Source organism: Natronoarchaeum sp. GCM10025321, assembly GCF_042663585.1.
Classification (GTDB): domain Archaea; phylum Halobacteriota; class Halobacteria; order Halobacteriales; family Natronoarchaeaceae; genus Natranaeroarchaeum.
Map to the genome: position 1 here is coordinate 616726 of NZ_JBHTAN010000006.1, position 25233 is coordinate 641958.

The 25233-nt window shown below is 64.0% G+C and carries 26 protein-coding genes and 1 pseudogene; 11 read left to right on the forward strand and 16 right to left on the reverse strand.

Annotated features, from left to right (window positions below; all coding sequences use genetic code 11):
- Positions 1–250: 250 nt before the first annotated feature.
- On the reverse strand, positions 251–1486 hold the full coding sequence (locus tag ACFQL3_RS05980) for a LeuA family protein (protein WP_377057030.1): 1236 nt from the start codon (positions 1484–1486) through the stop codon (positions 251–253).
- A 205-nt stretch (positions 1487–1691) separates the two neighbouring features.
- Positions 1692–2003, reverse strand: coding sequence for a hypothetical protein (locus ACFQL3_RS05985; RefSeq protein ID WP_377052326.1), 312 nt, complete (start codon positions 2001–2003; stop codon positions 1692–1694).
- Between the two features lie 170 nt (positions 2004–2173).
- Here ACFQL3_RS05985 and ACFQL3_RS05990 point away from each other — a divergent pair, with 170 nt between their 5' ends.
- The gene (locus ACFQL3_RS05990; protein ID WP_377052328.1) at positions 2174–2473 is read left to right on the forward strand and encodes a DUF5779 family protein; all 300 of its coding nucleotides are present in this window, start codon (positions 2174–2176) and stop codon (positions 2471–2473) included.
- 3 nt (positions 2474–2476) lie between these two features.
- On the opposite strand, the gene fer is transcribed toward ACFQL3_RS05990, so the two are convergent.
- Entirely contained in the window at positions 2477–3124 is a 648-nt protein-coding gene (fer, locus tag ACFQL3_RS05995) for a ferredoxin Fer (RefSeq protein ID WP_377052330.1), read from the reverse strand.
- 136 nt (positions 3125–3260) lie between these two features.
- Here fer and ACFQL3_RS06000 point away from each other — a divergent pair, with 136 nt between their 5' ends.
- Both ACFQL3_RS06000 and ACFQL3_RS06005 read left to right on the forward strand, forming a co-directional pair.
- Entirely contained in the window at positions 3261–3941 is a 681-nt protein-coding gene (locus tag ACFQL3_RS06000; protein ID WP_377052332.1) for a hypothetical protein, read from the forward strand.
- Positions 3942–3993: 52 nt separating this feature from the next.
- Complete coding sequence (locus tag ACFQL3_RS06005) at positions 3994–4428, forward strand: hypothetical protein (protein ID WP_377052334.1); 435 nt, start codon at positions 3994–3996, stop codon at positions 4426–4428.
- Between the two features lies 1 nt (position 4429).
- On the opposite strand, the gene ACFQL3_RS06010 is transcribed toward ACFQL3_RS06005, so the two are convergent.
- On the reverse strand, positions 4430–4639 hold the full coding sequence (locus ACFQL3_RS06010; RefSeq protein ID WP_377052336.1) for a ribbon-helix-helix domain-containing protein: 210 nt from the start codon (positions 4637–4639) through the stop codon (positions 4430–4432).
- Between the two features lie 171 nt (positions 4640–4810).
- Positions 4811–5728, reverse strand: coding sequence for an S-layer glycoprotein N-glycosyltransferase AglJ (gene aglJ / locus ACFQL3_RS06015; RefSeq protein WP_377052338.1), 918 nt, complete (start codon positions 5726–5728; stop codon positions 4811–4813).
- Between the two features lie 225 nt (positions 5729–5953).
- On the opposite strand from aglJ, the pseudogene ACFQL3_RS06020 reads away from it, so the two are divergent.
- Both ACFQL3_RS06020 and ACFQL3_RS06025 read left to right on the forward strand, forming a co-directional pair.
- Positions 5954–6262: pseudogene (locus ACFQL3_RS06020) on the forward strand (RtcB family protein); the annotation flags it as partial.
- Positions 6254–8842 carry an RtcB family protein gene (locus ACFQL3_RS06025; RefSeq protein ID WP_377057032.1) on the forward strand — a complete coding sequence of 863 codons (2589 nt, stop codon included), beginning with the start codon at positions 6254–6256 and terminating at the stop codon, positions 8840–8842. The pseudogene ACFQL3_RS06020 and the gene ACFQL3_RS06025, both read left to right, overlap by 9 nt.
- A gap of 141 nt (positions 8843–8983) precedes the next feature.
- Here ACFQL3_RS06025 and mce read toward each other — a convergent pair whose 3' ends face one another.
- Together mce and ACFQL3_RS06035 are read right to left on the reverse strand one after the other, a co-directional pair.
- Complete coding sequence (gene mce / locus ACFQL3_RS06030) at positions 8984–9367, reverse strand: methylmalonyl-CoA epimerase (protein WP_377052340.1); 384 nt, start codon at positions 9365–9367, stop codon at positions 8984–8986.
- 94 nt (positions 9368–9461) lie between these two features.
- Positions 9462–11144 carry an acyl-CoA mutase large subunit family protein gene (locus ACFQL3_RS06035; RefSeq protein WP_377052342.1) on the reverse strand — a complete coding sequence of 561 codons (1683 nt, stop codon included), beginning with the start codon at positions 11142–11144 and terminating at the stop codon, positions 9462–9464.
- A gap of 104 nt (positions 11145–11248) precedes the next feature.
- Between ACFQL3_RS06035 and ACFQL3_RS06040 the strand changes: the two genes are divergently transcribed.
- Positions 11249–11878, forward strand: a complete 630-nt coding sequence (locus tag ACFQL3_RS06040) for an NUDIX domain-containing protein (protein ID WP_377052344.1) — start codon at positions 11249–11251, stop codon at positions 11876–11878.
- 43 nt (positions 11879–11921) lie between these two features.
- Positions 11922–12152 carry a hypothetical protein gene (locus tag ACFQL3_RS06045; protein WP_377052346.1) on the forward strand — a complete coding sequence of 77 codons (231 nt, stop codon included), beginning with the start codon at positions 11922–11924 and terminating at the stop codon, positions 12150–12152.
- 16 nt (positions 12153–12168) lie between these two features.
- Here the strand turns inward: ACFQL3_RS06045 and ACFQL3_RS06050 are convergent, their stop codons facing one another.
- Positions 12169–12744, reverse strand: a complete 576-nt coding sequence (locus ACFQL3_RS06050; protein WP_377052348.1) for a GNAT family N-acetyltransferase — start codon at positions 12742–12744, stop codon at positions 12169–12171.
- Positions 12745–12835: 91 nt separating this feature from the next.
- Between ACFQL3_RS06050 and ACFQL3_RS06055 the strand changes: the two genes are divergently transcribed.
- The 3 genes from ACFQL3_RS06055 to ACFQL3_RS06065 are packed head-to-tail and all read left to right on the forward strand — an operon-like array spanning position 12836 to position 16567.
- On the forward strand, positions 12836–13417 hold the full coding sequence (locus tag ACFQL3_RS06055; RefSeq protein WP_377052350.1) for a hypothetical protein: 582 nt from the start codon (positions 12836–12838) through the stop codon (positions 13415–13417).
- Between the two features lie 54 nt (positions 13418–13471).
- Complete coding sequence (locus ACFQL3_RS06060) at positions 13472–14509, forward strand: NAD(P)/FAD-dependent oxidoreductase (protein ID WP_377052352.1); 1038 nt, start codon at positions 13472–13474, stop codon at positions 14507–14509.
- 57 nt (positions 14510–14566) lie between these two features.
- Positions 14567–16567, forward strand: a complete 2001-nt coding sequence (locus tag ACFQL3_RS06065) for an AMP-binding protein (protein WP_377052354.1) — start codon at positions 14567–14569, stop codon at positions 16565–16567.
- Positions 16568–16589: 22 nt separating this feature from the next.
- Here the strand turns inward: ACFQL3_RS06065 and ACFQL3_RS06070 are convergent, their stop codons facing one another.
- From ACFQL3_RS06070 to ACFQL3_RS06100, 7 genes are all read right to left on the reverse strand, one after another.
- Positions 16590–17330, reverse strand: coding sequence for a hypothetical protein (locus tag ACFQL3_RS06070; protein WP_377052356.1), 741 nt, complete (start codon positions 17328–17330; stop codon positions 16590–16592).
- 303 nt (positions 17331–17633) lie between these two features.
- A complete protein-coding gene (dnaJ, locus tag ACFQL3_RS06075) occupies positions 17634–18815 on the reverse strand; it encodes a molecular chaperone DnaJ (protein WP_377052358.1) in 1182 nt (393 codons plus the stop codon).
- Positions 18816–18917: 102 nt separating this feature from the next.
- Positions 18918–19658 (reverse strand): NRDE family protein, encoded by a 741-nt coding sequence (locus tag ACFQL3_RS06080; RefSeq protein WP_377052360.1) that lies wholly within the window; start codon positions 19656–19658, stop codon positions 18918–18920.
- Between the two features lie 90 nt (positions 19659–19748).
- Positions 19749–21293, reverse strand: coding sequence for an o-succinylbenzoate--CoA ligase (menE, locus tag ACFQL3_RS06085; RefSeq protein ID WP_377052362.1), 1545 nt, complete (start codon positions 21291–21293; stop codon positions 19749–19751).
- A gap of 6 nt (positions 21294–21299) precedes the next feature.
- On the reverse strand, positions 21300–22343 hold the full coding sequence (gene menC, locus ACFQL3_RS06090; RefSeq protein ID WP_377052364.1) for an o-succinylbenzoate synthase: 1044 nt from the start codon (positions 22341–22343) through the stop codon (positions 21300–21302).
- Positions 22344–23294, reverse strand: coding sequence for a 1,4-dihydroxy-2-naphthoate polyprenyltransferase (locus ACFQL3_RS06095; RefSeq protein WP_377052366.1), 951 nt, complete (start codon positions 23292–23294; stop codon positions 22344–22346).
- Positions 23294–24181, reverse strand: a complete 888-nt coding sequence (locus ACFQL3_RS06100) for a 1,4-dihydroxy-2-naphthoyl-CoA synthase (RefSeq protein WP_377052368.1) — start codon at positions 24179–24181, stop codon at positions 23294–23296. The genes ACFQL3_RS06095 and ACFQL3_RS06100 overlap by 1 nt, the downstream gene beginning before the upstream one ends.
- Before the next feature lie 80 nt (positions 24182–24261).
- On the opposite strand from ACFQL3_RS06100, the gene ACFQL3_RS06105 reads away from it, so the two are divergent.
- The gene (locus tag ACFQL3_RS06105) at positions 24262–24660 is read left to right on the forward strand and encodes a hypothetical protein (protein WP_377052370.1); all 399 of its coding nucleotides are present in this window, start codon (positions 24262–24264) and stop codon (positions 24658–24660) included.
- On the opposite strand, the gene ACFQL3_RS06110 is transcribed toward ACFQL3_RS06105, so the two are convergent.
- Complete coding sequence (locus ACFQL3_RS06110; RefSeq protein WP_377052372.1) at positions 24654–25208, reverse strand: PH domain-containing protein; 555 nt, start codon at positions 25206–25208, stop codon at positions 24654–24656. The genes ACFQL3_RS06105 and ACFQL3_RS06110 overlap by 7 nt on opposite strands.
- Positions 25209–25233 lie beyond the last annotated feature (25 nt).

The following is a 25233-nucleotide window of genomic DNA, read 5'->3' on the forward strand; positions in this document are numbered from 1 at the left end:
GTGTGATCTATGGTCGATACGGTCGGGGTCGAAAACTGTGGTAGTGGTGGGGCTATAGAGCCCCTACAATCACACCGAGAAGACGCCGGACGGACCGTCCGCTGGTGGCAGTGGCGGCACCAGTCGGAGCGATCCGTTTCATCACGCCGTACCTGATGCTCTTTGAGTACATAATTCTTGTGTGTTATCGAGTACCGGTCGTAGACCAGTCGCTCGCAGTTGTCACTACCGGCGGACCCGGACGCGGTCATCAGGCGCGGACCTCCTCCGTGCGCTTGATGCCCTGCTCGCGTGCGAACTCCTTCAGCATCGCCAGTGTCACTCGCTCCTTTTCCGCGCCGCGGTCTTTCACCTCGCGGGTGACCGCGCGGACCTCGTCGTCGGAGGGAGCGAAGCCGGCCTCTTCTAGCCGTTCGCGGACCGAGTGATTGCCGGTGTGTTTGCCAAGCACCAGTTCGCGGTGGGCGCCGACCATATCTGGGGTCATGACGCCCGGCTCGAACGTATCGGAGTTCTCGATGACGCCTGCGGCGTGGATGCCGCTCTCGTGGGAGAACGCGTTCTCGCCGACGACGGGCTTGTTGCCCGGGACGTCGATCCCGCTTTTCTCCTCGACCAGCCGCGAGAGTTCGGTGATACGCGACGTGTCGATGCCAGTATCGACCTGGTAGACCGACTCGATAGCCATCACGAACTCCTCGTATGCGGCGTTGCCGGCGCGTTCGCCGATCGAGTTGACCGACACCTGCGCCTGCCTGGCGCCCGCTTCGATGCCCGAGAGGGCGTTGGCGGTCGCCAGTCCGAAGTCGTCGTGGGTGTGAACGTCGACGTTCGCGTCGGTGTGGGAGACGACCGTGCTGATCAGGTCGTAGAACCGTCGCGGCGTCGCCACGCCACACGTGTCTGGGATGTTGATCCAGTCGGTCCCGGCATCCGAGACCTCCTCAATCACTTCGATCAGGTACCCTTCGTCAGTACGGGTCGCGTCCATCGGCGAGTACATGCAGGTCAGTCCTGCGTCCTTGACTCGCTCGACGGCCGCGACCGAACGCTCTACTACTTCTTCACGGGTCGCGTGCATCGAATCCTCGATCTGAACGTCGCTCGTCGAGGAGAACACGTGGACCATCTCGACGCCGCTGTCGATTGCGGCCTCGATGTCCTTGTCGACGACCCGCGCCAATCCGCAGGTCGTCGTCGATGTGTTCTCGGCGATGTCACGCACCGCCTCGAACTCCGCATCGGAGTTGACGGGGAACCCGGCCTCGATGACGTGGGTACCCATCTCGTCCAGCACGGCCGCTATCTCGCGTTTGTCTTCGTACGAGAATGACGTCCGTGGTGATTGTTCTCCGTCGCGGAGTGTGGTATCGAAAACGCGTGCTGACTCAATTTCGTCAGTTGAATCTAACGTGCCCTGGAAGAACTCGACCCCCCTGACTGGTGTCAGAGGACGAATCCATGGACGTTTGGTCGGACATGGTATCTTAGTGAATCATGTCTCAGTATATAAGTGTGTCGTTCGTTCGGCCAATCGTCGACCTGCTTTGGCCGGCAAAAATTACAAACCGGCATCTACGGCATGCTGACGGGTACCGCTCGTCTATCGACGGGAACGCGCGACTCGAATCCTACCAGTACGACGTCACGACCACGTCGATGACCGTATTGTCGGTGTCGATATCGAGCGTCTAGACCACTCCGGGATCGAGCGTCGGTGTGTAGGTTTCCCTGACAGAAGAGTCGACGTACTCCAGCGTGTCGCTGATCACCGGATCGTCCTCCTCGCCGGGATCCAGTAGCGCTACGTCGGCCACACCCACCTCGCGGACATGGACGACGACCTCCGTCTCGTCGTCTTCAGCCACGTCGAACTCGAACGACTCCGCATCGAGGATCCGGTCGTCGATACGGACGACTTCCTCCTCCGGGCCGTCGTCGCCCAGACAGCCAGCAGTAGCCACTGTCGCACCAGCGGCCAGCACGAATCTACGTCGGATCATGCGTAACTGTCACGCGTAGAACACAAAACCCCACTGTTAGGCCAAATCATCGTTGTACCTATCGGTACGAGCGATGGGGTATCTGCGCCGTCTCTCTGGGTGCGACCTGACGGCTCGTCGCCCCGTCGGACTGAGAAGGTTTTTTCTCGGGGGGTTACCTCTGATGCGATATGACCGATTTCAACCTCGATCTCCGTTCGATGGAGGACCACATCGAGGACGAAGACGAGGGCGAAGCGTTCGACGGACGCGTCGTGCTCGGCGTACTCGACGGCACGACGGAACCGGACGAGTGGGTCGAAACTGTGATCGCCGGAAACGTCCTCGTCCTCGCCGTCGAGGGCGACATCAACGAACTGGCCGCCGGGTTTGCCCGAGACGTACGCGACGAGGACGGCGAACTCGTCCACTTCCGCGGGTTCCTGATCGTCTCGCCACCGGATGTGAGTATCGACACCGGCCAACTGTAACGCTCAATCCGTCGAGTAGGCGCGATTGAACCGGCTCTCCGAGAGTAACAGGTCCTCGACCGCTGGCAGGTGTTTCACGTTGAAGACGACTTTCGTGTCCTCGGTGACCGGAGCGGAGATACAGGACAGTCGGATCCCCCGGTCGATCATCTCCGAGGTGAGGACGTGGCTCGTCGGCGGCGGAACGTCCCCCTCGATCACCGCGACGGCACAGTTCGAGCACGCACCGCCGCGACAGGCAAATGGCCACGCCAGCCCGCTGTTTTCGGCGGCTTCGAGCAACGTCTCGTTTTTCTCGACCGTAATCTCGCCGTAATCGGCCTGTCCGAGATTTGCACCGGCCGCTTTCTCGAACAGATCTTCGTCTTCCAGGCTCCAGCCCTGCTCGTCGAGGCGCTGATAGTTCAGGAACTCGACGCGAAAGCGCTCCTCTTCTGCCTCGTCGACGGGATCCGTGTCGTTCTCGTGGACCGAGATCGGACCCGCCTTGCCCGCCTCGATCCGTTCGTACGCCGTCTTGACAGCCTGGAACGCGCGCGCCGATCCGCCGTGGTCCGGATGTGTCTCCTTGACCCGTGCCCGATACGCTTCGAGCAGTTCCTCGTCGTCCGCTCCGCGCTCGACGCCCAGGATGTCGTACGGCGATGCCACGCGAGCGGCTAGCGGCCCGTCGTATATATTCCCTACTCTTGGTGGGTGTTCACATATCACTCGGATCTGTTGGCGGTTCCTCTCGGGACGTTGGGGTGGGTTTATCGGGCTTGCACCCCGAGTTGTGGGCAGACAGATGCCGATCAAAGCCAGCGGAGCAGCCGAACTCGAGAAGACGGTAGACTGGGATATCGGAATGAGCTGGATCGCGTATCCCGACGAGGGAATGAAGCGCGCGAGCCACGCACTCGTCGTCGACGACGAAGTGTGGCTGGTCGATCCGGTGGACGCCGACGGCCTGGACGAGAAACTTGACGAGTACGGTCCCGTGGCGGGCATCGTCATCCTGCTGGATCGGCACAAACGAGACAGCGCCGCTATTGCGCGCCGCCACGACGTGCCGGTGTACGTCCACGAATCGATGGACGACGTCGCCGAGGATCTCGACGCCGATATCGAGCGGTTCGACGACCGGCTTGCCGAGACTGGCTTCGAGGTGCTGCCCGTGGTGACCAGGCGCGTCTGGAAGGAGGTCGCGCTGTACGACGAGGAGACCGGCACGCTGGTCGTTCCGGAATCCCTCGGGCGGGCGAGTTACTTCCTCGCGGGCGACGAGCGACTGGGCGTCCACCCGCTCCGTCGGACGACGCCGCCGCGTGACGTCTTCGAGAACCTCGATCCCGAACGGATCCTCATCGGTCACGGGACGCCGATCCTCAACGACGCAACCCGAGTGATGCGTGACGCGCTAGCCGGGTCGCGCAGGCGGATGCCCAGACTGTACCTGGAGAACGCCAGGTCGGTGCTCCCGTTCTGAGTGAGGTAACCGAGCGACACCGTTAACACTCGCTCTCCGCAAGTTACCGGTAGTGAGCCGCGATACCGGAGTGTTCGTAACCGAGGGGTTACAGGAGGCTTTGCTGGAGTACGCCGCCGAGCAGGATCCCGATCCGGTGAGCATGGCGCTCTCGGTGACGCCTGCAGACGAACTCGACGGCGCGAACGACCTCCCGGCGAACACGCCCGTTTTCACCGACCTGTACGTTCCCCAGGGCGACCGATCAGTCAATGCCGTCTTCGGCATGGACTTCACCATCCCGCCCCACCAGACGCAGGGGCGATTCCTCTCCCATCCGGACGGGAGTCTGGATGTCACGCTCGAAGACGACCTTCACGAAGTGATCCTCGTCGCGATACCGCCGTGGGAGGCCGGAGACGTCGCCGCTTTCAATCGGTCCGGCGAACGGCGGTCGCTAACTGTTATCGATGCCGTCCCGCCCACTGACTCGTTCGAGGGCCTCTGAGCTACTCCAGATAGCCTAACTCGCTTAGCTGGTCGGCGATCTCTTCGAACTCGGCCTCGGTTAGCTCTCCACGTTTCTGGTGCTGAATGACGATGCTCCGGAGCATGAACCGGACCAGATCGCTCGTACTGGAAAAGCTCGTTCCCTCGATCGTCTCGTCGACTCGGTCCGCGAGATCCTTCGGGATCGAGACGGTGGTGTACTCGGTCATGTCGGGACGTTAGAGGCGAGGCTGATAAGACCTTCCGGACTACGGTGGGCCGCTCGACGAGCAGAGAGGTGGTCTTGGCTATGCCACGGCTACGGCGCTTCGCTCGGGAACGCGGAAAAATCGACGTCAGTCGGCCTGCTCGCGCAGGTTCGCGCACTGGTTCCTTTCTGCTCACTCCTCGTCGTCGGTGATCTGCTCGATCCGCCGCCGCTGCTCCCGGTGTAGGGTCACGATCATGTCCGAGAGCACGCCGAACATGATGATCTGGATACCGAGCAGGATCGCAAAGGACCCCAGCAGGGCGAGCACCTCGTGGCTGATCCCTTCGACGAACCACCGATAGCCGACGTAGAGGCCGAGCACGCCCCCGGCGAGCATGCTCGTACTACCGATCGCCCCGTAGTACAGAATGGGGTTGTTCAGTTTCGCCAGTCGGTACAGCGTGAGGGCGATCACTGCCCCATCCCGCAGCGGATGCAGGTTCGTCTCCGAGCCATCCGGGCGTGGATGGTAGCCGATCGGGACGACCTCGGTGTCGATGCCCTGTCGGACACACTCGACTGCCAGTTCGGTCTCGATCCCGAACCCGTTCGAGGAAAGGTCGAGTCGCTCGATGGATTCGACGCTGAAGGCGCGGTAGCCGCTGAGTACGTCCGTGAGATTGCGGTGATGCACGACGGCGAAGGTCCGGTTGATCAGCCGGTTTCCGAGCCGATTGAGGCGGGTCATCGCGCCGGGGTGCATGTCGGCAAACCGGTTGCCGATGACGTGTTCCGCACGCCCCTCGCGGAGCGGTTCGAGCATTGCATCCGCGTCCTCCGGACGATAGGTGGCGTCACCGTCGACGAGCAGGACGTACTCGGCATCTATCTCCTCGAGCGCCTCTATTACTGCCTGTCCCTTCCCCTCGCCCCGTTGCTCTACGACGCGCGCCCCGTGGTCGCGCGCGATCTCTCGCGTCTCGTCCGCGGAACCGCCGTCGATCACGAGGACGTTCTCGTAGCCCTCCGCTCGGAAGCCGTCGATCACGTCCCCGATCGTTTCGGCCTCGTCGAGAGTTGGGATCAGCACACAGACGTCCTCGGTCATTGTTCTCCGATGCTCACCACGCCCGCAAAAGCCTTGTTTCTCCACGTCTTCCACGCAGTTGTTCACTTACCGCATGCTACGGTGTTCACCCCGTCCGCAGAGACCGTGATACGCCGTGCTGGCAGCGACCTCCCACCATGCGAGCCGTGTCACCTGTTCGCTAGCGACACGACAGCGTCGAGACACGTCGAAACCTATTGGGCCGTTCGCGTTGCATATTCGCGTATGACTACCTACGACGCCGACGGCATCACCCTGCATAAGGTTCGGGACTACGTCTGGGAGATTCCCCAGGAAGGCGAGATGCGCGCCCCGGCGCGCGTGCTCGCCAGCGAGCAGTTACTGGACGAGATTTCCGAGGACAAGACGCTCCAGCAGTTGAAAAACACGACACACCTGCCGGGGATCACGAAACACGCCATCTGTATGCCCGACGGCCACCAGGGCTACGGCTTCCCCGTTGGTGGCGTCGGCGCGCTCGACGCCGAAGACGGCTGTATCTCCCCGGGCGCGGTCGGCTATGACATCAACTGCCTCACGGGTGACACAGAGGTGCTCCTCGAACACGGTCGGGCGGTATCCATCGAGGACCTCAAAACACGGTTTGAGGACGAACGGGCGATGGTCGCGGACGATACGCTGACCCCGTCCTCGATACGGCTGTTCACTGAACGGGAAGACGCAACGGTCTATGAGGTCGAAACCGAAACTGGGGAGCGGATCACCGCGACGAGTGATCACCCCTTCCTGACCCCGGACGGAATGTGTGAACTCGGAGCACTCTCGAACGGGGACGAAGTGATGGTTCAGCCGTTCCGCGGCATCAAACACGAGGATCCCGAGGAGTTCACAGTACTGACCGAAGCGGATTTCGAGGACGAAAACCTACAGCTCGTTCAAGCACTGAAAGATCGCGACCTGCTCCCGCTGAAGTCGACTGACAACGAATTCAACCGACTCCTCAAACTTGTCGGATTCTTCACAGGAGACGGAGCAATCGGAAGCGGGGGACAGACTTGGTTCTACGGCGAGCCCGAAGACCTAGAGAAGATCCGGACGGACATCAGTGCGATCGGGTTCAAACCCTCGAAGATCTACGAACGGACTCGTTCTCACGAGATAGATGGTCGATCGTTCGAGAGCACGGAGCACAGTACGCGAGCGACCTCGAAGGGCTTCCAGCGGATGCTCGTGGAACTGGGTGCGCCGGAGGGGACGAAGATCCAATCCTCGTTTACCACGCCGTCGTACTTCGACCGGCTAGCAGACTGGCAGAAGGCACTGTACGTGTCGGCGTATTTCGGGGCCGAAATGAACGAGCCTGCAGCCCAACACGACAAGAACCTGTACTGTCCGAAAGTCTCACAGACTCGTGTGGTGGACGTCGCTGATGAAGGCGAACAGTTCATGGCCGAGATTGCCTCGTTCCTCGCAGATCTCGATATCGAGACGAACGAGATCGAGCGGTTCGGGACCGACTCGAATGCCGATCGGGAGACCGTTCGGCTTCGCCTCGCCATCAAAAACGATAGCCAAAACCTGATTCGGTTCTTCTCTGCAGTGGGGTACCGATACAATCAGGAGAAACGGCGCAAAGCGAGCAAGGCGCTCCAGTACCTGAAACGGAAGGAGACAGTAATTGACCGGCGCACATCGATCGCCGATCAGGCACGAACACTGGCAGACGGTGGGCAATCCGTCGAAGCGATCAAAATGGACTTCGAGATCAACGACCGGTTCATCGAACGTAGCGTCTGGAGCGGCCGTGAGGGTCGACCTCGGCCACCGGCTGATTTCCCCGGATTCGAGGAATTCTGTGAGGAGATCACCGTCGGTGATAACCTCATGGTGTCGGATCGAATCCGATCGATCGATTGCGTCGGCACGGAGTCGGTCTACGATATCGGTGTCGAGCACGGCGCACACAACTTCATCGCGGATGGGTTCATTGTCTCGAACTGCGGCGTCCGGATGATGACGACGAATCTGAGCTACGACGACGTCCAAGGTCACGAGGAGGAACTCGTCGACAACCTCTTCGCGAACATCCCCTCGGGACTGGGCGGCGGCGGGGTCGTCGAAAGCGACATGGAGACGATCGAGGCCATCCTCGAGAACGGCGTCGAGTGGGCCGTCGAGGAGGACTACGGCGTCGAGGCCGACCTGCTGGCCTGCGAGGACGAGGGACGCCGACCCGACGCCGATCCGTCAGCCATCTCCCAGAAGGCGAAGGATCGCGGGAAGAACCAGATCGGGAGTCTGGGGAGCGGGAACCACTTCCTCGAAGTCCAGCGCGTCACGGACGTCTTCCGCGAGGACGTGGCCGGCGAGTTCGACCTCGAAGAGGATCAGATCGTCGTCCTGATCCACTGCGGGAGTCGGGGGCTGGGCCACCAGACCTGCAACGACTATCTCCGAAAGATCGAGCAGACCCATAGCGACCTCCTGAATCAGTTGCCGGACAAGGAACTGGCTGCCGCACCAGCCGGTTCCCAACTCGCCGAGGAGTACTACGGCGCGATGTGTGCAGCGATCAACTTCGCGTGGGTGAACCGCCAGGTCATCATGCACCGCACGCGCCGCGTGTTCGAGAAGGTGTTCGACCGCACGTGGGAGGAGATGGAGATGAACCTGCTCTACGACGTGGCCCACAACATCGCGAAGAAGGAGACCCACACCGTCGACGGCGAGGAACGCGAACTCTACGTCCACCGCAAGGGTGCGACCAGAGCGTTCCCCGCAGGCCATCCGGAGGTTCCGGCGGCCTACCGTGACGTCGGCCAGCCGATCATCATCCCCGGCAGCATGGGCGCGGGAAGCTACGTCCTGCGCGGCGGCGACCGATCGATGGATGAGACGTTCGGTTCGACGGCTCACGGGGCGGGACGGCTGATGTCCCGCACCCAGGCCAAAAACGAGTTCTGGGGCGGCGACGTCCAGGACGACCTGCGCGAGACCCAGCAGATCTACGTCAAGGCCCAGAGCGGCGCGACTGTCGCCGAGGAGGCCCCCGGCGTCTACAAGGACGTCGACGAGGTCGTCCGCGTCTCGGACGCACTCGGTATCGGCGACAAGGTCGCCCGGACGTTCCCCGTCTGCAACATCAAGGGCTAATCCTCCGTCCGGCGTGCGCGAGGGACGCGCGCGAGGGCACTCGCGCCCCTCCGTGGGCGCGACACCGGTTGGGGAGGACGAGGTCTGAAAGATAGTGAGGCCTCAAAAAGAGTGAGGCCTCGCGAGCAATGCGAGACCCACTCACTCCTCGACGAACTCGACCAGCACGCCGCCGGTGTCGTTCGGATGCAGGAAGGCGACGTCGTGGCCCCACGCGCCCTCCCGTGGCTCTTCGTCGATACATTCGATTTCCAGTTCGCGGGCCGTCTCCAGGGCCGCCTCGATATCCTCTGTCAGGACCGCGACGTGGTGGACGCCGGGGCCGTGCTTGTCGAGAAATCGGGCAACAGTGGCGTGCTGAATGGGTTCGAGTAGCTCGAAGTAGCCCCCGTCGACTTCGAGCATGACGATACGCAGGCCGTCGAGTTCCTCCTCGTGAACGACGGGTGCGTCGAACAGCGCACCGTACAGATCGATCAACTGGTCAGCGTCCTGCGTCGCGACACCCGTGTGATGAAACTGCATACAGTATTCGACTACCGGCAAGTAGTTTAGCGTTTGGTGGCTTCCAGTCGGGCGACAACCATCGATGCCGGCGGCGACCGCGCCCACGCTCCGTTCAGACTGCGCCTGCGCCGCGGTACTCGCCGAACTCGTCGCGGAGCACGTCACAGACCTCGCCGACCGTCGCGTAGACTTTCACAGCCTCGATCATCGGCGGGAGCAGGTTGCCGTCGCTCTGGGCGGTCTCGCGCAGCGTATTTAGTTTCGCTTCGACGGCCTCGTCGTCGCGCTCCTCGCGGACCGAGTTCAGTCGGTCGATCTGTCGGCGTTCGTCCTCCTCGGTGACCTCCTCCAGATCCATCTCCTGGCGCTCCTCTATCTCGAACTTGTTGACGCCGACGACGATCCGGTCGCCGGATTCGGTCTCTTGCTGGCGGTCGTAGGCGACGTCCTGGATCTGGCGCTGGACCCACTGGTCCTCGATGGCGCGGAGCATCCCGCCGCGTTCGTCGACGGAGTCGAGGATGTCGAACGCCTCCGCTTCGAGGTCGTCGGTCAGCGACTCGACGTAGTAGCTTCCGCCGAGCGGGTCGACAGTGTCGGCAGCGCCGGATTCGTGGGCGAGGATCTGCTGGGTGCGTAGCGCGGTCCGAACGGACTCCTCTGTCGGCAGCGCAAGCGCTTCGTCTTTCCCGTTCGTGTGGAGGCTCTGGGTACCGCCGAGCACTGCGGCGAGCGCCTGATAGGCGACGCGCACGACGTTGTTGTCGACCTGTTGGGCGGTCAGTGTCGAGCCCGCAGTTTGCGTGTGGAACTTCAGTTGTTTAGACGCCGGATCGGTGGCGTCGAAGCGCTCCTCCATGATTCGGGCCCACATCCGACGGGCGGCACGGAACTTGGCCACCTCCTCGAGGATGTTGTTGTGGGCGGCGAAAAAGAAGGATAACTGCGGTGCGAACTCGTCGACGTCGAGGCCGGTCTCGACGGCCGCGTCGACGTACTCGATACCGTTGCCGAGGGTAAAGGCGAGTTCCTGCGCGGCAGTCGCACCCGCCTCCCGGACGTGATAGCCGGAGATGGAGATTGTGTTGAAGTTCGGCGTCTCGTCGGCGCAGAACTCGAAGATGTCGGTGATAATCCGCATCGACGGCTCGGGCGGGTAGATGTAGGTGTTCCGCGCGATATACTCCTTGAGCACGTCGTTCTGGATCGTGCCGCGAAGCTCTTCGCGGGGGACGCCCTGCTGGTCGCCCAGCGCGATGTACATCGCGAGTAGTACCGATGCGGGCGCGTTGATCGTCATGCTCGTCGAGACGTCCGCGAGCGGGATACCGTCGAACACCGTCTCGAAGTCCCGGAGCGAGTCGATAGCGACGCCGGATTTGCCGACCTCCCCCTGGGCCATCGAGTCGTCCGAGTCGTAGCCCATCTGTGTCGGGAGGTCGAAGGCCATCGAAAGCCCCGTCTGTCCCTGATCGAGCAGGTAGTGAAACCGCTCGTTGGTCTCTCGTGCGGTGCCCATCCCGGCGTACTGGCGCATCGTCCAGAGCCGCCCGCGGTACATCGTGGGATAGACGCCGCGGGTGTAAGGCTCCTCGGCGGGGTACCCGACGTCCTCCTCGTAGTCCTGTTCGGCGATATCGGCGGGCGTGTAGAGCCGTTGCACCTCCTGTCCGCCGGTGTCGGTGGTGAACCGCTCCCGGCGCTCGCCGAAGCGTTCGAGCGTCGGCTCGACCTGCTCGCGCTCCCACTCGTCTTTCCCGGCGCGGATCGCCTCCAGGTCGTCGGGGTCGAACATCGTTTCCCACGTTGGTGGCCGGGTGCATAAGGATTGGCGACGGCGATTCGAGTCCGCTGTATATTGACAGTCTTTTTACCGGACTGCACAGACAACCGAACGTCATGAGCTATCGTGAGATCAAACTCGACGCAGTCGAGCGCCATCGCGATCGGCTCTTCGATCGCTTCGGCGAGAAACCCGTGTACCAGCGCACTGACGCCGTCGACCCGGATCGGTTCGAGCAGTGGCTCGAGGGCTCGGAGAACGGCTACGTCGGCAGTGCCTACGCGCTCGTCCGCCGATGGCCCGAGCAACAGGCTCCGCTTTCGGAGACGCTCCCCGTGGACGGTCCCGAGCGCGAGCGCGTTCTCCTGATTCTGGGCCGCGGAAACACGAAGTGGAGTCTCCCCGGTGGCGGAAGAGAGACCGACGAGCCGTTCGATCGGACTGTAGAGCGCGAGGTTCGCGAGGAGGTCGGGATCGATATCGAACCGCGGACGATCAGTCATCTCCGCCACGACCGCATCATCTGTGAGGGGTACGAGGAGCGTCTCAATATGCTCCGCGTGTTCTTCCGGGCCGACTACGTCGACGGATCGATAACGGTCCAACCGAGTGAACTCAACGGTGCCGTATGGGTTGTCGATCCGCCTGACAAGGACGAGTTACATTTCGGAACGAAACGGGCGCTCGCCGGATGGTCGGTAGGAGATGACAGTTCACCGGAGACGGAACGCGGCGACGCCGGATGATGGACCGCGCCGTTTTTGATCGTGTAGCACCCAGTCGTCAGTAATGAGTGCGCCGTTCCCCGAGACCGACGACGATTCGCCGGGCACCAGCCGGATCAGGGCGGCGCTGTACATCCTCCCGTTTCTCCTGCTCGGGCTGGCGAACGTCGCACTGGTGATGGTCTGGGGAGCCGAACCGCTGTGGGTGTTCGTCATGCTCCCGCCGATCATCTTCATCACCGTCATCGGCTGGGTCGCGTTCAAATACGGAATCGGTGAGGAACAGGGCGCTTGACCGCGGCAAGTGCCGCCTAACCCGTATCGTATTTGTACGTCGCCGACTCCGGGTCGATGCCGAAGTCTTCTGCGGGCTCATCCGGCTCGTCGGAGCTCTGTTCTCGCGCGTTCTTGAATCGCTCGCGGAGTCGGTCGGGCATCCGGAACTCGTCGACGTCGATGACGAGTGGCACGGCGTCCGGCGCGGTGTTCTCTCGTTTCGCTTCGAGACGCTCCTGCAGTTTCTCGGGGAGCTCCGCGGCCGGGATACCCTGGAACCCGAACTGCATGAGATAGCCCGGCTCGTCCGTGAGGCTGTAGACCTGCTCGAACCCCTCGTCGCGGGCGTGTTCGATCAGCCGTTCGATAACGTGCGCGCCGACGCCCTGCTCGCGCCACCCGTCGAGGACGCCGATACTGGTCAGTTCACAGAGTTCCCCCTCGTCGATCCGGTGGATACGGATACGGCCGAAGCCCGCTTTCGTCCCGGACTGCTCGTCGAGCGCAATGACGTAATCCCGCGAGCGAAACGCGGTCTCGTCGAGCCCCATCGCTTCGATATGGTCCAGCAACCAGACCTCTTCTCGGTTTTTTGCGTCCCGGACGTACATATGCAACACTAGCCGGCCGCTGAATAAATGATTTGTGTGCATTGAGCCGCAGAATCGCAAGATTCGAGGGTGTCGGGCGGGACGTTCCAGTATGTCATCACCGAATCGTGTCGTCGCGGCGCAGTCGGTCGCGCTGCTTGGAATCTTTCTCGGGATCGTCATCATCGGCATCTACGCGCTGGTGACGGGCACTGCATGGGCCGAGCGGCTCGCCCGGGTGCTCGTCTTTCTCGGGGCCGCGAACCTCGGCCTCATGGAGCTATACGAGAACGCCGAAGAGTCGACGTACAGTCTCCTCGGCGGGGGGATGCTGTTTCTCGGCAGCGGCTACGGCGTCGTACTGGAGGCTCTCGGCACGAGCGGATTCAGCAACACCGCCGTTGCGACGATTGTCGTCGGCGGTGTCGTGCTCACCTGGCTGGGCCCCGGTCTCAACGCCGGCAAAGACGGAGAGGCGAACGGCGACGAGGCCGCAGAAATAAATGACGATGAGGTGCCCGAGGTGAACGATAATGAGGTTGCTGAGACGAACGACGACAAAGTGACCAACGACGAAATCGCCGGAGAGCGAGTCGCCTCGAACGACGGCGCGGCGACGGAGGACGACATCGATGGAGAGCAGGTGCCGGAGGACGCCTCGGAGGACCCGGATAATGAACGCTCCGTAAGGTAGCGTGCATCACCCCCATCAGAGCGACTATCCTTGTCCAGCCCCTAGCCGAATGCGATGACACGAATCGGGATCGTCGGTGCCGGTGCGGCCGCGGCCGCGACGACCTACGTGGTAGATGAGGCGGTACCGGATGCCGACGTTACTATTCTTGAGAAATCTCGCGGCGTCTGCGGGCGGGCGGCGACGCGGCGTCGCGACAACGTGACCTACGATTACGGCGCAAACTACGTCAGATCCGAGGACGACCGGGTCGTCGAACTGCTGACCGAAGTGGTAGACGACGACGGACTGGTCGACGTCCCGGAGCCGATCTGGACGTTTACCGAGGACGACGACGTCTCAGAGGGGCGAGACGATGACGAGTACAAGTGGACCTATCGCGACGGGTTGACACAGATCGCCAAACGCCTGCTGGGCGAGACCGACGCGACGGTTCATCAGGAGACGCGCGTCGAAACAGTGCGGCGGGACGGCGACACGTGGCAACTCGTCGATACCGACGGTGAGACGTGGGGGCCGTTCGACGTGCTCGTGCTGAACCCGCCCGCGCCGCAGACTGCGGAACTGTTGGCTGATGCCGACTGGGACGCCGACATCCGGCCTGACCTCGTCGATGCAGTCGCTGACGTCGACTACCGGCCAGTCTGGTCGGCGATCCTGCATTACCCCTTCGAGATCGACCGTCCGTACTACGCGCTGATCAACACCGACAACGAACACGAGATCGGCTGGGTCGCACGGGAGGAGTGCAAACCCGGCCACGTCCCCGACGGCGAATCGCTGCTCGTCGTCCAGGCCAGTCCGGAGTGGTCGGCCGCCAACCACGACGAACCGGCCGACGCGAATCTCGACGAACTCGCAAGACGGACTGCGACGCTGCTCGACGACGAGCGACTCGCCGATCCGGACTGGACGGATCATCAGGGATGGCGGTACGGGCTCCCCGAGGGGGCAGTCCTCGGTGGCCCACTCCAGTCGGCCGAGGAACACGGGCTCTACTGCGTCGGCGACTGGGTGCCCGGCGAAGGGCGGATCCACGCCGCACTCCGAAACGGACTGGAGACCGGCGAGCGGATCGCCTACTCGGTCTGACCGGCCGAACCTGTCGCCCCGGAAACCTTCTTAATCGTTCGTGTGGAATCCCGAGGTATGCCGTCTCTTAGCGACGTCGACGAGATCGTCCACGAGCCTTCGAGCGAGTTCGTCGAGTCGACGAACGTCTACGAGTTCATGCGCGAGTACGGGATCGACGACTACGACGAACTGATCGCGCGGACGACCGGTGAGGTCGCCGGCGAGCCAGCCTCCGGAATCGACTGGTTCTGGGACGAACTCGTCGAGTATCTCGGGATCGACTTTTTCGAGTCCTACGAGACCGTCCGTGACGACACCGATGGCCCACAGTTCACCGACTGGTATCCCGGCGGCGAGATCAATGCGGCCCACAACGTCGTCGACCGTCACGCCAGCGACGAAGCCAGCGAGGACCTTGCCGTGATCTGGGAGGGCGAACCCGGCGACGTCCGCGAGATAGCGTTCGACGACCTCGCCGCACAGACGAACCGGGTCGCCAACGCGCTCGACGACCGGGGCGTAGAACCGGGTGACACCGTCGCGCTGTACATGCCGATGGTACCGGAAGTCGTCTCCATCCTCTATGGCTGTCTGACAGTCGGTGCAATCGCGGTCCCGGTCTTCTCGGGCTTTGGCACCGACGCCGTCGCGACACGGCTCGACGATGCCGACCCGGACGTGCTGTTTACGGCGGACGGGTTCTACCGGCGCGGCAATCACGTCTCGCTCAAACCGACCGCGGACGACGCGCTCGAGGAGGTCGGCGGCGTCGAAAGCGTGATCATCTACGACCGGCTTGGTAGCCGGGAGGGTGACGGAATCGATCTGACGTGGAACGACGGGACCGACCAGTGGTGGGACGACGCCGTCGGCGAGGCCGACGACGAGTACGAGACGAAATCGCTCCCTGCCGATCATCCCGCGATGTTGCTGTACTCCTCGGGAACGACTGGAAAACCGAAAGGAATCGTCCAGACCCACGCTGGCGCGCTGATGCAGGCGGCCAAGGAGATCCACTTCGGCTTCGACCAGCAACCGGACGATCAGTTCTTCTGGCTCTCGGATATCGGCTGGATGATGGGGCCGTGGACTCTACTGGGTAACCATGCCTTCGGCGGGACGGTTGTGCTCTACGAGGGTGCGCCAGACCACCCTGAACCGGATCGGCTCTGGGAACTGATCGATAGCCACGACGTGACGACCTTCGGCATTTCGCCGACGGCGATCCGTGCGCTCCGGAAACACGGCGAGGAGTGGCTCGACGGCCACGACCTGTCGAGCCTTCGACTGCTTGGCTCGACCGGGGAACCGTGGGACCCCGAGTCGTGGCGCTGGTTCTACGACCGCGTCGGCGGCGGTACCTGCCCGATCATCAACATCTCCGGCGGGACCGAGATCATGGGCTGCTTTCTCATGCCGATGCCGACCCAGCCACTCAAACCCTGCACGCTCGGCGGCCCCGGTCTCGGCATGAATATCGACATCGTCGACGCCAGTGGGGAATCGATCGCCGACGAGCACGAACGGGGCTTCCTCGTCGCGCGGGACTCCTGCCCCTCGATGACGAACTCACTCTGGAGCGGCGACGAGCGGTATTTAGAGGAGTACTGGTCGACGTGGGACGACCTCTGGGACCACGGCGACTGGGCACAGATCGACGAGGACGGCTTCTGGTTCCTCCACGGCCGGGCCGACGACGCCATCAACGTTGCAGGCCGCAAAGTCGGCCCTGCCGAGGTTGAGGGCGCGCTAATCGACCACGAGACAGTCAATCAGGCCGCCGCGGTTGGCGTCCCAGACGACACGACGGGCCAGGCCGTCGTCGCGTACGTCGTCCTCGAAGACGACGCTGAGCCGAGCGAGGACCTGAAGGCGGCGCTTCGGGAGCAGGTAGGGGCCGAACTCGGCAAGCCGTTCCGGCCGCGAGAAGTGTTGTTCGTCGAGGCGTTCCCGAAGACACAGAGCGGAAAGATAGTCAGACGTGCCATCGAGGCAAGCTACACCGGCGAAGACCTCGGGGATCTTTCGAGTATCGAAAACCCCGAAGCGATCGAGGCGCTCGAAGCGGCGACGTAGGCGCAGGCGGCACGACTCTTTCTCAGAGATCGACCGTTCTGATGTCGATCCAGCGAGCGCTCGATGGTTCTTCCCGCGCGACGATTTCGGCGTCGGCCTCCGAACCGTCCGCGCCGAGTTGGACTGCACCGCCGGCGATCAGCGGTGCGAGCACGCCCGTCGCAATGGTTCGTGGGTCGACGAGCGGGGCCCGTACTGCGACCATATCCGATGCGTCGAGCGAGAGTCGATCGATCGCCGAGTAGGCGCTATCGATCAGGCGTTCGTGGGTGTAGCTTCCCGAATCGTCGACGAGTACCGGTGCCGAAGGGTCACGGTCCTGTGGCGGGAACGAGGGGTTCTCGCTCCAGATGTTCTCCTCGAAGTACCGGACGCCCGGTTCGGTGGGATCCGCGCCGTAGCCCACGCGCTGTCCCCCGGCCGGGAGTTCGTACCGGTCGATGCTCTCTGTCGGGGCGAGGACGACTCTGGCGTCGACCGTCTCGGGCGGGTCCAGTCGCACATGCGCGCCGAGCAGCGCCGCGCCGAACAGTCCGAGCAGTGGTTGCGGTCTGGGATCGGCGACGATACCGACGGTGACGCCCTCGCGGACGCCCAGATGGCGGAAGAAGTTCCCCGTCTTCCAGGCGGTGGTCAGGAAGCGTCGATAGGTGTAGACGTGGTCGGTGTCGCCGTCCGCACGAACCGCGACGTCCCCTGAGCGACGCTCGCGGTCGAGGATGTCGTCGAGTGTCCGTACTGTCTCCTCGTCGAGCGTGTCCATGCAGGGTGCTAGGGAGTCACCTGTGAAAAAGACGGAGTATTCCGGGGCACTTCCGTCCACGCTCCAGGATCCGGGTACGACGACAGTTCCCCAACTGTACGCCGGCCGCGAGCGACACCGACTCCGATCATGTCGACCAGCACGTGCGGCGCTGATCCCGTCACGGGAGTGCCATCTGCAGTGTGTCACTCCGGGTCGGCCCGCATCGTCGTGTGTGCCCCCATTGGTGCTCTGGAGGAGTTGCTACTTGGTTACCAGTTGTATAATCGCGGGTAGGAACCGTTTACCGTCCGTCGCTGGCGATCAGAAGGAGTTCTTGATCTTCTCGAAGAACCCTTTCTCGATCTCTATCTCCTCGCCGCCGGCCTCCGCGAACTGTTCGAGTGCCTCGCGTTGCTCGTCGTTGAGGCTCTCAGGGGTGACGACCTGCACCTGCACGTACAGGTCGCCCTGTCCGCGTCCACGAAGTCGTGGCATGCCTTTGTTCCGGATGCGGAACGTCTCGCCGCTCTGGGTCCCTGCCGGAACGTCCATCTCGACGGTGCCGTCGAACGTCGGGACCTCGACGGTGTCGCCGAAAACGGCCTGCGGGAACGAGACGGCCTTGTTCAACTGGAGGTCGTCCCCGTCGCGCTCGAAGTCGGGGTGGTCGGCGACCGACACCTCGATCAGAAGGTCGCCGTTCGGGCCGCGACCCTCGGAGGGTGCGCCCTCGCCGTCCATCCGGAGGGTCTGGCCGTCCTTGATTCCGGCCGGGACCTCGACAGTTAGCGTTGCCTCGTTCATCACCTGTCCGTCGCCGCCACAGTCCGAACACCGCTCGTCGTAGACCTCACCGTCGCCCTCACAGCGTGGACAGGCCTGGGTCTGTTGCATCCGACCGAGCGGCGTCTGGGTGACCTGTGTGACCTGCCCCTGGCCGTTACACTCCGGACAGGTCTGGGAATCAGCCTCCGGCGGATGGCCCGCCCCATCGCAGGTAGTACAGGTCTCGGGACGGCGGATCGTGATCTCCTTGTCGACCCCGTTGTAGACGTCTCCGAGGTCTAGTTGAAGCCGCGTTCGTAGATCCGAGCCCTTGCGCTCCCGGCGACTGCGACCGCCGCCGCCCTGACCGCCGAAGAACTGCTCGAAGATGTCGCCCATACCGCCCGCACCCCCGGCACCGCCAGCGCCGCCACCGAACGGCCCGCCCCCACCGCCGAACGGCCCACCGGCCCCGCCAGCACCGCGGCCGCCATCGAACCCGCCGCGTTTGTCTGCCTGCTCGAAGCGGTCGTGGCCCATCCGGTCGTACGCCTGGCGTTTCTCCTCGTCGGTGAGTACCTCCTTTGCCTTCTGGAGCTTTTTGAACATCTCCTCGGCGTTCGGATCGTCGCTCACGTCCGGATGGTACTCGCTCGCTTTCTTCCGGTAGGCCTGCTTGATCTCGTCCTCGGACGCGTCGCGGCTTACGCCGAGCACATCGTAGAAGTCCTCACTCATTCGTTGTCCCGCTATAATCGGTTGAGACACTTCAAAAGCGCGGCTTGCGCTTCACGGCTCACAGCGTCTAGTCGATCTCATGACTCCGGGATCTGATGGCTCTCAGGACTCCAGATGGACGTCCCGGTACGGCGTCTCGCAGGGTGGGCCGTCCGCAAACCGGTAGTATGCGCCCCCCTCGCCGAGCGTGATCACCGACGAGGAGCGCGTCCCGAAGCCGTCGCCGTGGATACAGACGCCATGCTCGTGATCGCCGAGTACGGATTCAGCGCGCGAGCGCCATTCCGCGGGGGTTTCATCCGGGGCGACCGCGAGCGTCTCGCGGAGGTGGTCGGCGTTTTCGGCCTGTCGCTCGCCGACGTCAGGCCGCGATTTGGGAATCGTATATCGTCCGTCCGCGCCGACGTTCACGATGACATGGATGCCCGGGCCGAACTGTCTGAACGCCAACTGGCCGCTCCACTCGTAGTAGAGCGCGGCGGTCCGGTCGACGACGGCGAGATTGAACCCCTCGTACTCGTGTTCCTGGACCGATTGCTCGACGTACCGGGCCGCGGCCTGTGCGCTCTCCCGACGTAGAGCGTCGCGGACGAGCAGTCCGCGCGAGCGCTCCCCGGCGAGTTTGGCATCGTTCCAGCGGTTCGTGATTCCGACCAGCACGCCGTGCTCGTTGTAGCCGATCCACGTCCCCGACGCCTCTTCGTCCTGTGGCGCGACGATCCGCGGATCGGACTCGATAACAGCGGGTGGCGTCGACGGCCGGTCGAGCGCTTCGTCACGGTTCGCCGCGACGACCACCGGCGCGCTCTCGAAGGTCTGCCACGCGAGCGTCAGTGTGCACACGAATATAGGTCAGACGAGCAAGGCGATAAAATCCTTGGTCGTACTGGGGGTGTAGCCCCGCCCACCGGCGGAGTGCGCCCGGGTGGCCGGTCACTCCGGGTCGAGGAGTCGCTCCCGGACGGTGGCCCGGTCGACGGTCCCCGACGCAGTGCGGGGCAACGACTCGGCGACTGCGATGGACCGGGGGAGTTTGTAACCAGCCAGTCGCTCGCGACAGTGCTCCCGGAGTGCGTCTGCGTCCGGACGGGCCCCTTCGGACGGCACCACGAGCGCCGCGACGCGCTGGCCCCACTCCTCGTCCTCGAGGCCGACGACTGCGGCGTCCTCGACGGCAGGATGGTCGCGGAGGGTCGTCCGTACCTCGTCCGGATCGACGTTCTCGCCGCCGGTGACGATCCGGTCGACTCGCCGGCCCGTAATCCAGAGCCGACCCCCCTCGTCTCGATGCCCGAGGTCGCCGGTGTGGAGGCCATACGGGCCGAACGCTTCGGCCGTCGCCCTCGCCCCGGTGTAGCCGGGCGTCACTGTCGGGCCGGCGACGACGAGTTCGCCGGTCTCGCCCGTCTCTACCGGCGTTGCCTCCTCGTCGACGATAGTCACCTCGGTTCCGAACAGCGGGCGACCGACAGTACCCTCGTGTTCGACTGCCTCCGCGGGCCGTGCTGTCGCGATCTGTGAGGCGGTCTCGGTCATCCCGTAAGTCGGACAGACTGGGATCCCGTCCTCCTCGGCGCGCTCGATCAACGAGGCATCCGCGGGACCCCCACCGAGCAAGACGAACCGAAGCGAGTCGGGGAGCGTTTCGTCCGCGTCGAGGATCCGGTGAAGCATCGTCGGCACGAGAGAGAGTCCGGTGACGTCGTGGGCCCGGGCGGCTGCGGGCGTCCGCTCGGCGTCGAACGACGACTGGAGCACCACGGTCGTCCCGTACAGCGTCGAGCGGAACACCGGGGCGAGGCCGCCCATGTGATACATCGGCAGGGCACAGAGCCAGCGCTCGTCCGGCGTGACACCGAGTCGGAACGCCGAGGCGACTGCCGAGGCGACCAGGTTTCTGGTCGTCAGCGGGACGGCTTTGGGCGTTCCCGTGGTCCCCGAGGTGAAGAGTACGAGTCGCCGATCCGCTGGCGAGCGCTCGATCACTGGGAGCGAACCGGCTGGCTCTCGGTCCCAGACAGCAGTTCCGGAGTCCGTCTCGCCGTCGACGAGCGCAACTCTATGTTCGGTATTCGATCGGTCCCGCAGGGCCGCTGCGACCGCTTCTGCTTGCTCCGCCTGCGCGGCGGTAGAGAGTAACGTCTCGACGCCGACGCGTTCACACTGGGCCGCCGACTCTTCTGGCGTGAGCCTGCTGTTGAGCGGCACCAGTACCGCACTCAGGCGGTCGAGCGCGTGGACGACCGCGACGAACGGGAGGCCCGTATCCAGCAGCGTGGCGACGTGCTCGCCCGGTTCGATCCCGAGCGTCGTCAGTCGTCGCGCAAGGTCGTCGACCAGGGAATCGAGGTCGGCGTAGCTCAGGTGGTCGGTAGCCGCACCGGTGGCTGGTCCGTCGCCAGCATCGATCACGGCGATGTCCTCGGGCGACGTGGCCGCTCGCGCCGCGAGGAGATCCGTTTCGAGCCAGTTGTTCATGGACCGTTACCCCTCCTCCCACGCCCCGCGTGTACCGAGACCGGCGTCCTGTGGTACCGTGGCGTCGCCGTCCTCGATCGGTGCGGGATCGGTCGCGAGATCCTCCGCGAGCAGTGCTCCCGTCGCCAGCCCACAGGCGTCGATCCCCGGCAGTGACGCCGCGAGGTGGACCGCGCCGGTGCGGGCAACGACCGCGTCGATGGTCGTCGTGACGATGGGGATCAGTCCCTCGCGTCTGGCGTAGATGGCGATCCGGCGCGCACGATCCAGTCCGCCCAGCGCCATCGGCTTCAGGACGAGGACGTCAGCGGCGTCAGCCGACTGGATCTCCTCGAAGGAGTGGCTCGCGAGCGACTCGTCCAGCGCGATGTCGACGCGAGACGAGCGCCGCAGGTCAGCGTGACCCGAGAGATCATCCGCGTCGAGTGGCTGTTCGACGTACTCGACCGACGAGGCGGCCAGTCGGGAAAGCGCGTCCTGGGCCTGCTCGTGGTCCCACGCGGCGTTGGCGTCGACGCGGATCGCGACATCCGGCCCGACGGCCTCCCGGACCGCCGCTACGCGCGCGGCGTCATCGTCGACTGGCCGGGTGCCGACTTTCAGTTTGATCGTCGTGAAGCCCTCGGCAAGCGCGTCGCGGGCCGCGGTCGCTGCTGCATCCGACGCTACGTCGCCGACCGTCGCGTTGACCGGGACGCGCGTGGTGCGGCCGACGGAGCCGAGAAAGCGATAGAGCGGTTCGTCGGCTTCGTGTGCGCGGAGATCCGCCAGCGCGAGCGAGACGGCGTGACGGGCGGCGGGCCGCTCTTCGACCGCATCGAGTGCGCCGGCAGGATCGTCGTCGTTGAGCCGCTCCAGCGCGGTCGAGACGCCGTCCCGACAGTCCGACAGGGACTCGGTCCTGCCCGGTAGCGGCGTCGCCTCGCCGACGCCAACGGTCCCGTCGGACTCGATTCGGAGCGCGATACCTTGCCTGCGCTGGATCGGTCCGGCGGCGGTCGACAGCGGTTCGGAAAGTGCCAGATCGAAGTGTGTCGTTTCGGCGTCCATTCAGATCACCATCCCGAGTGCGAACAGAACGGCGAAGCCAGCGAGCAGTTTGCCGGTCCGTTCGAGGGCGGGGTTGAGCGCGTCGCCGTCGGTCCGGGTCAGCACCGTCCGTGCGAGCAGCGCGGCGTACGGCAGCGAGAGGAACGGCAGCAGGATCGCCCCTCCGAACTCGCCCGTCGCGAAGAAGTACAGCGGGACCGCGTATGCAAGCGCGAGCAACCCGGTAAACTCCACGCGACTCCAGCGATAGCCCAGCAGGACCGCCAGGGATAGCTTGCCCGCCTCGCGGTCGGTTTCGAGATCCCGAATATTGTTTACCACGAGGATGTTCGTCGAGATGCCCGCGATGGGCAGGCTAGCGAGCAGTGCGGTCGTCGTGACTGTTCCTTCGGGGATGGTCATCGCAAGCGGGTCCGCGAGAACTGCGGCGGCCTGCACGTAAAAGGTCCCCACCACGGCGATGACGCCGAAGAAGACGAATACGAACAGATCACCCAGTCCGTGCGAGCCAAGCGGGAAAGGGCCGCCGGCGTAGGCGTAGCCACTCACGATGCTCGCCAGTCCGATCACGAGGATCGGGAGGCCGCCGACGTAGACCAGATACGTGCCGACGAGTATCGCCGCGGCAAAGGTGAGGATCATCCCTCGCTTTACTTGCTCGGCGGGGATCAGTCCGGAGTTGGTGACCCGTGTGAACCCCTGTCGTTCCTCCGAGTCGACGCCTTTCACCGCGTCGTAGTAGTCGTTGGCGAGGTTCGTCCCGATCTGGATCAGCGCCGCGCCGACGAGTGCGGCGACGGCGGGACCGAGCGAGAACACCCCGGCGCTGTAGGCCAGTCCGACGCCGACGATCACCGGGGCGGCGGCCGCCGGCATCGTCTGTGGGCGGGTGGCGATCAGCCACGCCCTCGCCCGCGACATCTCCGGCGTTTCGGCCTCTGTCGCCGTCATCAGTAGCGCCACGGTACGTCGTCGAAATCAGGTTTTCGCCCCTCGACGAACGCGTCGCGACCCTCCTCGGCCTCGTCGGTCATGTACGCCAGTCGCGTCGCCTCGCCGGCGAACACCTGCTGGCCGACCATGCCGTCGGAATCGAGGTTGAAGGCGTACTTGAGCATCCGCATCGCGGTGGGGCTCTTCTCGTTGATCCGCTTGCCCCACTCCAGGGCGCGCTCTTCGAGTTCCTCGTGGGGGACCGCCTCGTTGACCATCCCCATATCCGCGGCCTCCTCGGCGCTGTACGTTTTCCCGAGGAAGAACACCTCTCGGGCCTTCTTCTGGCCGATCTGTCGGGCGAGATAGGCGGAGCCGAACCCGCCGTCGAAACTGCCGACGTCCGGATCGGTCTGGAGGAACTTGGCGTGTTCCTCGCTCGCAATAGTGAGGTCACAGACGACGTGGAGGCTGTGCCCGCCGCCGACGGCCCAGCCAGGCACGACGGCCACGACGACTTTCGGGATGTGGCGGATCAGCCGCTGTACTTCGAGGATGTGGAGCCGTCCGTGCTCGCTGGCTTGCTCCTCGTCCCCCTCGTACTCGTAGCCGTCCGCGCCGCGGATCGCCTGATCGCCGCCCGAGGAGAACGCCCACCCACCGTCCTTCGGCGAGGGCCCGTTGCCGGTGAGCAGCACGCAGCCTACGTCTGTCTGACGTTTGGCGTGATCGAGCGCATCATAGAGTTCGTCGACAGTCTTCGGCCGGAACGCGTTCCGGACTGCGGGTCGATCGAACGCGATTCGGACCGTTTTCCCGTCGGAAGAGCGGTGATAGGTCACGTCATCGAAATCGAAATCTTCGACCGCTTCCCAGCGGTCTTCCTGCATGAGTTCCGAGACCATTTACCCGAACTCGGGTCGTCATGTTCAAATAGGTTCCCGTCGCGGGACAGGTCTTTATTATTCGATGCCGAACGGGGCATGTGGATAGAGAACGTATCACACGCGAGCTAACAGGCGCGGTCGCGGGCGGTCTCGGCGTCGCCTCCGACTACGAACGCGGCCGCGTCCCCTGCAAGCAGTGTCGCTCCGAGTCCGACCACGGGCCGGATCGGTCGGCGCTCGTCGCTGGCGACCGGGTCACCGTTGCGCTGCGGAACTACGAGGGCTACACCTGGGAACCGGTCGGCGTCTACTGTCGGACGCACGGAATCGAACAGGTCGACGATACGATGGACGTCCTCGCGGAGGAACAGGTCGTCGTCGCGGCGACGCTCGAACCGACGGGCTATCTCGACCCGCTTTCGGACCATCATCCGAGTGCGCTCTCCTTCGGCGGCGTCGAGCTCCTCGATTACAGTCCGGCTGCAGACGGCTACTGAACCGGCTGTCTCGGGCCGTTCCCTTCGGGCATCTGCTCGCTCAACAGGTGTACGAGCGTGCGTTTGACCCGCTCGGGGTTCGGGACGCTCCGAAACGTCACGTCCTCCGTGTCGGTCCCGGCGGTGAAGACCCTCACGTCGCCGAAGGAGAGGAACCGTTCGAGAATCGTCTGCTCGTAGGAGGTGTTCTGTACCCGTTCGAGTCGAATCGCCGTGACGTCGCGGCTGATCAGCCCGTGTTTGACGTATAGCTGTTCGTCGGTGATGACGTACAGCAGACGGAGCCAGTCGAGATAGACGGCAATCGCCCAGCCGATCCCCCCGAACATCACGAGCAGGGGCAGCGCTGATGCCCAACTCGGTAGGTCCGTCCATGCCGCCAGTAATGCCGACGCGACGAAGCCGAGCACGGTGACGAGCGCCGCAAGCGCCAGTGCTACGGCAATCGTGAACTTCGACGGCCGTCCCGTCCATCGGATCTCCTCGTCCTCCCCCAGATGAATCCAGTCTGCATCCTCGACGGTCTCCGCGAACAGTGAACTCCCCATATGGCACTATCTACGAGGTAGTTTG

What these genes read in the sequence shown, in the direction of transcription:
- ACFQL3_RS05985 (WP_377052326.1), bottom strand. Translation starts at nt 2,003, where the DNA reads ATGATCCGACGTAGATTCGTGCTGGCCGCTGGTGCGACAGTGGCTACT.
- ACFQL3_RS05990 (WP_377052328.1), top strand. Translation starts at nt 2,174, where the DNA reads ATGACCGATTTCAACCTCGATCTCCGTTCGATGGAGGACCACATCGAG.
- ACFQL3_RS06000 (WP_377052332.1), top strand. Translation starts at nt 3,261, where the DNA reads ATGCCGATCAAAGCCAGCGGAGCAGCCGAACTCGAGAAGACGGTAGAC.
- ACFQL3_RS06010 (WP_377052336.1), bottom strand. Translation starts at nt 4,639, where the DNA reads ATGACCGAGTACACCACCGTCTCGATCCCGAAGGATCTCGCGGACCGA.
- aglJ (WP_377052338.1), bottom strand. Translation starts at nt 5,728, where the DNA reads ATGACCGAGGACGTCTGTGTGCTGATCCCAACTCTCGACGAGGCCGAA.
- mce (WP_377052340.1), bottom strand. Translation starts at nt 9,367, where the DNA reads ATGCAGTTTCATCACACGGGTGTCGCGACGCAGGACGCTGACCAGTTG.
- ACFQL3_RS06035 (WP_377052342.1), bottom strand. Translation starts at nt 11,144, where the DNA reads ATGTTCGACCCCGACGACCTGGAGGCGATCCGCGCCGGGAAAGACGAG.
- ACFQL3_RS06040 (WP_377052344.1), top strand. Translation starts at nt 11,249, where the DNA reads ATGAGCTATCGTGAGATCAAACTCGACGCAGTCGAGCGCCATCGCGAT.
- ACFQL3_RS06045 (WP_377052346.1), top strand. Translation starts at nt 11,922, where the DNA reads ATGAGTGCGCCGTTCCCCGAGACCGACGACGATTCGCCGGGCACCAGC.
- ACFQL3_RS06050 (WP_377052348.1), bottom strand. Translation starts at nt 12,744, where the DNA reads ATGTACGTCCGGGACGCAAAAAACCGAGAAGAGGTCTGGTTGCTGGAC.
- ACFQL3_RS06055 (WP_377052350.1), top strand. Translation starts at nt 12,836, where the DNA reads ATGTCATCACCGAATCGTGTCGTCGCGGCGCAGTCGGTCGCGCTGCTT.
- ACFQL3_RS06060 (WP_377052352.1), top strand. Translation starts at nt 13,472, where the DNA reads ATGACACGAATCGGGATCGTCGGTGCCGGTGCGGCCGCGGCCGCGACG.
- ACFQL3_RS06065 (WP_377052354.1), top strand. Translation starts at nt 14,567, where the DNA reads ATGCCGTCTCTTAGCGACGTCGACGAGATCGTCCACGAGCCTTCGAGC.
- ACFQL3_RS06070 (WP_377052356.1), bottom strand. Translation starts at nt 17,330, where the DNA reads ATGGACACGCTCGACGAGGAGACAGTACGGACACTCGACGACATCCTC.
- dnaJ (WP_377052358.1), bottom strand. Translation starts at nt 18,815, where the DNA reads ATGAGTGAGGACTTCTACGATGTGCTCGGCGTAAGCCGCGACGCGTCC.
- menE (WP_377052362.1), bottom strand. Translation starts at nt 21,293, where the DNA reads ATGAACAACTGGCTCGAAACGGATCTCCTCGCGGCGCGAGCGGCCACG.
- menC (WP_377052364.1), bottom strand. Translation starts at nt 22,343, where the DNA reads ATGGACGCCGAAACGACACACTTCGATCTGGCACTTTCCGAACCGCTG.
- ACFQL3_RS06095 (WP_377052366.1), bottom strand. Translation starts at nt 23,294, where the DNA reads ATGACGGCGACAGAGGCCGAAACGCCGGAGATGTCGCGGGCGAGGGCG.
- ACFQL3_RS06100 (WP_377052368.1), bottom strand. Translation starts at nt 24,181, where the DNA reads ATGGTCTCGGAACTCATGCAGGAAGACCGCTGGGAAGCGGTCGAAGAT.
- ACFQL3_RS06110 (WP_377052372.1), bottom strand. Translation starts at nt 25,208, where the DNA reads ATGGGGAGTTCACTGTTCGCGGAGACCGTCGAGGATGCAGACTGGATT.